We start from the raw sequence: 6,562 nt of genomic DNA, 5'->3' as shown, positions 1-6,562 counted from the left end.
AGGGGAAGCGTCAGCGATGGAGCTGTTTAGTTACGACTTCGTTCAGCGGGGGATACTCACCGGCTTGATGATAGGCGTTGCCTGTGCTCTCGCAGGGGTCTTTCTTACCCTCAGGAGAATGGCTTTCCTGGGGGCTGGTCTCTCCCATGCAGCCTTCGGCGGTATAGCTCTGAGCATGCTCCTGGACGTAAAGCCCTTCATATTCACAGCCTTCTTTACCGTCGTTGTGGCAAACCTGATACAGCTCCTGAGCTCCCATCGTCGTGTTCCTGGAGATGCAGCGATAGCCCTCGTGTTCTCCGGTGGCGTCGCCCTCGCCGTGCTCATACTCGGTATAGTCAAGGGCTTCAGCGAATACATCTTTGGCTACCTGTTCGGGAACATACTGATGGTTACGAAGGAAGAGCTTTACTTTTCCCTCCTCTCCTTCGGCGTTGTTATGTCCTTCTTCATCATCTTTTATAGGAAGCTCGTTCTGCTCTCCTTCAGTGAAGAGATAGCAAAGCTGAGGGGCGTTAACACCGCCCTAATGAACCATCTTCTCCTTTCGGTCTCCTCACTCGTGATAGTTCTTGCGATAAAGGCTGTGGGTGTGATACTCGCCTCTTCAATGGTGGTTGTACCAGCCCTTACGTCTCTGCTGCTGGGCACTTCCTTTCTCAGCTCCGTGCTTATATCCGCAACCCTATCCGTTGTCTCGGTAGTGGCAGGCGTAGCCTTAGCCTTTTACTACGACCTGCCTCCGAGCGGCTCCATCGTCGGGATTATGATAGGAGCCTTCGTCTTAGCCTTTGTAAGAAGGGTGGTCAGGGCTTAGTGCTGATGCCCTCCGGGACCGTGGGCGTGCCTGTGAAGTATCTCGTCGGGAGAGGCTTCCCTTACATCAATGACCTCTACCTCAAAGACCAGGTCCCTTCCAGCCAAGGGATGGTTCATATCAACCGTAACGGTCTGCTCATCAAAATCAACGACGACCATGTTGACTATTCCTCCCTCCGGCGTTTGAGCCTGAAGGGGAAGACCCTTCTCAAGGGGTATGTTCTGGAAGTACTCTCTGGGTGCCTTCTGAATGAGCTCGGGATTTCTCGGTCCGTATGCCTCCTGGGCAGGAACCTCAATGTCCTTCGTCTCTCCGGCGCTCATGCCGAGCATCCTGCTCTCAAGACCCGGTATTATCTCCCCAGCACCTACGAGGAAGGTTACCGGCTGCCCACCTTCCTTGCTGGACTCAATGACGCTTCCCGTCTCCTTATCCTTAAGGGTGTAATGGAAGGAGACGACTTTGTTCTTCTCAACCTGTGACATGACAAAACTCCTTTATAGTTTGATTCAAAGAATTTAAGCCTTATGCTCCTCAAGTCAAGGTTTTAGTCCTGAGAGCTTGCCCAGGGGGATGTTCTCCCTATGCTTTCTTATCCAAAGGACTGCACTGACACCCATGACGAACAGGGTAATTAAGGCTGCAAGAGGAAGGGCAACCTCCTCCTTGACCCTCGTAAAGGTGTCCCATAGGAAGAGGAAGAGAAGGTAAAAGCCGTAGAGGACGAAGATAAAAGACAGAAACTGCCATATCTTTCTCAGGATCTCTCGCATGGAAAAATTATAAGTTACCTTTTGATCTCCCTCCTGTAGAAGATGAAGTAAACGTTGTATATACCCACCATGAGACCCAGAAGGATGAAGGTTATCGTCCAGGATATCTTCCCCGCCCTGTACCTTCCGTCCAGAAACCAGCCAAGGTAAGCCCCGATAACCACCGGAAGGAGCAGGACCACGCTCACGCTCCCCACGTAAGTCAGGGTGTGCCAGAGGCTCTCCTCTCTCCTCTCCCGCATCCTCTCTATTCTCCTCTTTATCTCCCTGAAAAAATCTGCCATCTAAAGGCTCCTCTCTATCTCCGCAAGCCTCTTGAGTATAGCCATCTCAAGCTCCTCAAGGCTCTTCCTTATCTTCTCCTCCGCCCTCTCAATCCTCTCAACCCTTCTTCTTAGCTCCTCCTCCATCTCCTCCGTACTTGAACCCACCACAAAGGTCCTCGTTATCAAAGAGACCCTGTTGTCCCTTACCTTCAGGAGACCGAAGTCGTAGGCGATGAACCTCTTCTCTCCCTTCAGGTCAAGGAAGTGCCCCACTGACCTTGTGAGGACAGTCAGGAAGCTGTCGTGGTCGGCGTAGATGCCGAGGCTCCCGAGCCTGTCCTCAAGGGATAGGAAGAGAACCTCAAGACGGGCTTCCTCTTCAGGGCTTATAAGCTCAAGGCTGAAGGGCTTCATCCACACCCCCTATCATGTAAAAGCGGGTCTCATCTACATCGTCGTACCTTCCCTCAATTATCTCCCTGCATCCCCTTACGGTCTCCTCAAGGGGGACATGGACCCCCTTCTTTCCCGTGAAGGCTTCGGTGGTGAAGAAGGGCTGGGTCAGGAACCTCTCAAGCTTTCTCGCCCTCTCAACGATGAGCCTGTTCTCCCTTGATAGCTCTTCAACCCCGAGCATGTTGATGATGTCCTCAAGGTCCCTGTACCTCTGGAGGTGAAACCTGACCATGTTCGCTACCTCGTAGTGCTCCTCTCCGACAACCGCAGGGTCAAGAACCTTAGTCCTTGACTCAAGGGGGTCTATGGCTGGGTAAAGTCCCTTTGCAGCCCTCGCCCTTGAGAGGATTATTATGCTGTCAAGGTGGGGAAAGGTGCTTGAGGGTGCGGGGTCAGTTATGTCGTCTGCGGGCACGTATATAGCCTGCACCGATGTTATTGAACCCTTCTTGGTTGAGGCTATCCTCTCCTCAACGGCGGCTATCTCCTCCTTCAGGGTAGGTTGGTAACCGGCCCTTGCTGGGAGCTTACCTAAGAGGGTTGAGACCTCCATCCCGGCCTGGGCGTAACGGAAGACGTTGTCAATCAGGAGAAGAACGTCCATCCCCTCCTCGTCCCTGAAGTACTCCGCTATTGAGAGGGCTGGGAATATGGCTCTCGCCCTCACACCCGGAGGCTCGTTCATCTGCCCGAGAACAAGGGTCGTCCTTTCAAGAACGCCCATCCTCTTGAGCTCAGCCCAGAGCTCATGAGCCTCCCTTATCCTCTCCCCGACTCCGGCGAAGACGGATATCCCCCTGTGAACCTTCACCACCCTGTAGATGAACTCGGTGAGGAGAACCGTCTTCCCAACACCCGCCCCTCCGAAGAGTCCCACCTTCCCGCCCTTGACGAAGGGGACGAGAAGGTCAACTATCTTTATCCCCGTCTCAAGTATCTCCCTCCTCTCCCTCTGCTCAACCACCCGGGGAGCCTCCCTGTAAACGGGATACTCCTTTGTGGGAGGCAGAGAACCGAGCCTGTCAATTGGCTCCCCCAGAGCGTTTAGGACCCTGCCGAGGACCTCCTTACCCACCTTCACGCTCAGAACCCTTCCCGTTCTCCTCACCCCCATACCCCTTGAGAGTCCGTGGGTCTTCCCGAGGACGAGATAGGAGACCATCCCGTCCTCCCTGAGGGTTTCCGCCTCAAGGAGGGTGCCCCTCTCCTCAACGACGAGGAGTTCCCTGTAAAAGGGGACGCTGTCCCTCTCAAAAAGGACGTCCACAACGCTCTCCCTGACAGCCCAGACCCTTCCGCTCACTCCCGACCTCCCAGGACCCTGAAGGTTGAAAGTATCTCCTGCATCTCGGCGGTTACCTCTTCCTGCCTGTAGTAGTTCCTCTCAATCCTCAGGTCTTCAAGGGTTCTCTCTATTGAGTTTGAGGCGTTGTTCATGTTCATGAGCCTCACCCCGTTCTCAGCCAGAAAGGACTCAAGGTAAGCCCTGTATATCTCGGAAAAAAGGTGCTCAAGGATTAGGCTTGATAGGACCTCCTCCGGAGGTAGGTCAAGGATGGGAGGGATGTCAAGGTCGCTCCTTCTCTCAGCCTCAAAGGGAAAGACCCTCCGGAGGGTGGGGCTGTACCTTCCGACACCGAGGAACTGGTTATAAGCCAGGAAGACCTCGGATATCCTCTTCTCAAGGAAGAGTTCAGCCACGAGGTCTATGAGCGTGCTGGCGGAGCTGTAGATCGCTTCATAGCTGACTGGAGCGCTGAGAACGCTGAGCTTCCTCACGCCGAGGACCTCGTCAAGCTTCCTTCCCACAACTACGAAGCTGGCAAAAGGAAACCTCTCCTCCACAAACCTCCCTATCTTCTCGTTGAAGGTACCGCAGAGTCCCTGGTCGGAACCGTAGGCTACAACGAGGGTCTCTCCATCCCCCGCGGGTATGCTCAGGTGGGGGAAGTAGGAGAGTATCATTGATATAGACTCGGATATCTCCTTCGCGTAGGACCTGAGGCTCTCTATCCTCTCCTGGGCACTCCTCACGTTCGTTGAGGCTACGGACTTCATTGAGAGGACTATCTTGTGAACCTCCTGAAACTTCCTTATCTTAAGGTCTATCTCCCTCGTGCTCCTCATCCCTTCACAGCCTCCCTTATCGCCTCCTTCAGCTCCTTGGTAAGGACCTTCTCCTTCCTTATCCTCTCAAGGATATCCGGTTTTATCCTCCTCACCCTATCAAGGACGTTCTCAGCCTCCTCGCTCACCTTCTCTTCCGGAACCTGGTCAAAGAAGCCTTCGTTGAGGAGGAAGAAAATGAGGACCATCTCCTCAACCTGATAGAGTCTGTGCTTTGGCTGTTTCAGGAGCTCCCTCAGTCTCTTCCCCCTCCTTATTATCCTCTCCGTCTCCCCGAAGACCCTGACCCCAAGCCTCGTGAATATCTCAAGCTCAAGGAACTGAGCGTAGTAGAGTCTGAGGTGCTGGGAGACCTCCTTGAGAGCTGGTATCTGGGTCTTACCGCCTATCCTTGAGACGGACTTTCCCACATCAACCGCAGGTCTCTGATTAACGTTGAAGAGGGAAGCATCCAGGTATATCTGCCCGTCGGTTATGGATATTACGTTGGTGGGTATGTAGGACTCTATCCTCCCCGCCTGGGTCTCAACTATGGGCAGGGCTGTGATGGAACCTCCCTCCTTCAGGTTGCATGCCCTTTCAAGGAGCCTTGAGTGGATGTAGAAGATATCTCCGGGGAAGGCTTCCCTGCCGGGAGGTCTCTTGAGAAGGAGGGATATGCTCTGGTAGGCGAAGGCGTGCTTGGTAAGGTCATCGTAAACTATGAGGACGTCCCTCCCCCTGTCAAGGAAGTACTCCGCAACGGCTGTACCCGCGTAAGGAGCGAGGAACTGAAGGCTCGGCAGGTCGTCGGAGGAGGCGCTGACTACAACCGTGTAGGGCAGTGCTCCCCCATCCCTCAGGGTTGAGTAAACCTCCTGTATAGACTGCTTCCTCTGCCCTATGGCGACGTAAACGCATATGACATCCTTGTCCTTCTGATTGAGTATGGTGTCCACCGCTATGGAGGTCTTCCCCGTTGAGGGGTCTCCCAGAATGAGCTCCCTCTGTCCCTTACCTATGGGGAACATAGTATCTATCACCTTTATGCCCGTGTAGAGCTGCTCCCTCACGAAGTCCCTGTCAAAGAGGGAGGGGGCGTCCCTCTCCACAGGGTAGCGGGCTTTAGTTCTCGGAGGGGTTCTGCCGTCAAGGGCTCTTCCGAGGGGGTCAACCATCCTCCCCAGGAGTTCCTCAGACACACCAACGTCCGCAACGCGTCCCGTCCTGTAAACGGAGGAACCGACCCTCACCTTCTCCTGCCCTTCAAGGAGCATGGCGGTCAGCTCATCACCCCTTAGGTCAACCACTATACCCCTTACACCGCCCTCAAACTCTAAAAGCTCGTAAAAGAGAGCCTCCGGAAGACCCCTGACCCTTACTATGAACTCCTCAACAAACTCAACCCTTCCCCTCTCCCTGATAAGGGGCTGGGCGGTGTAGTCCTCCGGTGCCTCTCTCAGAGCCTTTTCCAAGCCCTTAAGCCTTTCCCTAAGACTCAACCTTCTCCCTCAGAAGCTTCTCGTAGGCTGAGAGCTGACCCTCAAGGGAGGAGTCTATCACCCTTGAGGCGATGCTTATCCTGACACCCGCCATCAGTCCCTCACTTACCCTAACCTTAATCTCCGGTTCAACCCCGAAGAGCTCCTTCACCTTCTCCCTGATTAGGTTTACCTCCTCCTCACCGAGGGGGTAGGCGCTCTCAACCCTTACCTCAGGAGAGCTTCTCAGCTCCCTCCCAACAGTCTCGTCTCCCCTGAAGCCCTCCATGACCTCAAGGGCAAGATCAAAGAGCTTTCTGTGAAGGTTCCTGTCCGCAAACCTGCTCAGAAGCTTGCTTGCAAAGAAGAGGGAGCTCCTTATGACCTCCTCCTCTACCTCCTTCAGGAACTCCTCTCTCTCAGCCTCAAGGCTTTCAAGGAACTTCCTCCTTTCGGCGTCAAGCTCGGACCTCATCCTCCTGTAGAGCCTCTCCCTTTCCTCCTCCACCTCCTTCATTATCTCCGAGAGCTTTTCCCTCTTTATCTCCTCAAGCTCGGACATGAGCTTCCTGTACCTCTCCTCAAGCTCCTTCGCCCTTTTCTCCGCCTCCTCCGCCTTCCTTATCCTTTCCTCTATATACTCCTTCCTTTTCTTGAGAA

Annotated in this window: 9 protein-coding genes; 1 reads left to right on the top strand and 8 read right to left on the bottom strand. The window is 54.1% G+C overall.

The features are described 5' to 3' along the window. On the top strand, positions 1-817 hold an 817-nt coding region (locus tag AC1HCM_RS09325), incomplete at its 5' end, for a metal ABC transporter permease (protein ID WP_479461489.1). On the opposite strand, the gene AC1HCM_RS09320 is transcribed toward AC1HCM_RS09325, so the two are convergent. From AC1HCM_RS09320 to AC1HCM_RS09285, 8 genes are all read right to left on the bottom strand, one after another. Next, entirely contained in the window at positions 814-1,305 is a 492-nt protein-coding gene (locus tag AC1HCM_RS09320; RefSeq protein WP_479461488.1) for an FKBP-type peptidyl-prolyl cis-trans isomerase, read from the bottom strand. The genes AC1HCM_RS09325 and AC1HCM_RS09320 overlap by 4 nt on opposite strands. A 54-nt stretch (positions 1,306-1,359) precedes the next feature. Continuing rightward, a complete protein-coding gene (locus AC1HCM_RS09315; RefSeq protein ID WP_479461487.1) occupies positions 1,360-1,593 on the bottom strand; it encodes a hypothetical protein in 234 nt (77 codons plus the stop codon). 14 nt (positions 1,594-1,607) lie between these two features. After that, on the bottom strand, positions 1,608-1,877 hold the full coding sequence (locus AC1HCM_RS09310; RefSeq protein WP_479461486.1) for an AtpZ/AtpI family protein: 270 nt from the start codon (positions 1,875-1,877) through the stop codon (positions 1,608-1,610). Continuing rightward, positions 1,878-2,273 (bottom strand): ATP synthase subunit epsilon domain-containing protein, encoded by a 396-nt coding sequence (locus AC1HCM_RS09305; protein WP_479461485.1) that lies wholly within the window; start codon positions 2,271-2,273, stop codon positions 1,878-1,880. It lies immediately after the preceding gene. Continuing rightward, on the bottom strand, positions 2,254-3,618 hold the full coding sequence (gene atpD, locus AC1HCM_RS09300; protein ID WP_479461484.1) for a F0F1 ATP synthase subunit beta: 1,365 nt from the start codon (positions 3,616-3,618) through the stop codon (positions 2,254-2,256). Before atpD ends, AC1HCM_RS09305 begins: the two co-directional genes overlap by 20 nt. Next, positions 3,615-4,442, bottom strand: a complete 828-nt coding sequence (locus AC1HCM_RS09295; protein WP_479461483.1) for a F0F1 ATP synthase subunit gamma — start codon at positions 4,440-4,442, stop codon at positions 3,615-3,617. Before AC1HCM_RS09295 ends, atpD begins: the two co-directional genes overlap by 4 nt. Further along, the gene (locus AC1HCM_RS09290; protein ID WP_479461482.1) at positions 4,439-5,923 is read right to left on the bottom strand and encodes a F0F1 ATP synthase subunit alpha; all 1,485 of its coding nucleotides are present in this window, start codon (positions 5,921-5,923) and stop codon (positions 4,439-4,441) included. The genes AC1HCM_RS09295 and AC1HCM_RS09290 overlap by 4 nt, the downstream gene beginning before the upstream one ends. Beyond that, positions 5,913-6,562, bottom strand: a 650-nt coding sequence (locus AC1HCM_RS09285) for a F0F1 ATP synthase subunit delta (protein WP_479461481.1), incomplete at its 5' end; no start/stop codon positions are given. The genes AC1HCM_RS09285 and AC1HCM_RS09290, both read right to left, overlap by 11 nt.

It is taken from the genome of Hydrogenivirga sp. (assembly GCF_056450045.1).
The sequence above is the reverse complement of the archived record's forward strand: the minus strand, read 5'-3'. Positions and strand labels throughout refer to the sequence as shown.

Bases quoted from the DNA above. Each gene is read 5' to 3' on its own strand.
- AC1HCM_RS09320 (WP_479461488.1), bottom strand. From the start codon at position 1,305: ATGTCACAGGTTGAGAAGAACAAAGTCGTCTCCTTCCATTACACCCTT.
- AC1HCM_RS09315 (WP_479461487.1), bottom strand. From the start codon at position 1,593: ATGCGAGAGATCCTGAGAAAGATATGGCAGTTTCTGTCTTTTATCTTC.
- AC1HCM_RS09310 (WP_479461486.1), bottom strand. From the start codon at position 1,877: ATGGCAGATTTTTTCAGGGAGATAAAGAGGAGAATAGAGAGGATGCGG.
- AC1HCM_RS09305 (WP_479461485.1), bottom strand. From the start codon at position 2,273: ATGAAGCCCTTCAGCCTTGAGCTTATAAGCCCTGAAGAGGAAGCCCGT.
- AC1HCM_RS09295 (WP_479461483.1), bottom strand. From the start codon at position 4,442: ATGAGGAGCACGAGGGAGATAGACCTTAAGATAAGGAAGTTTCAGGAG.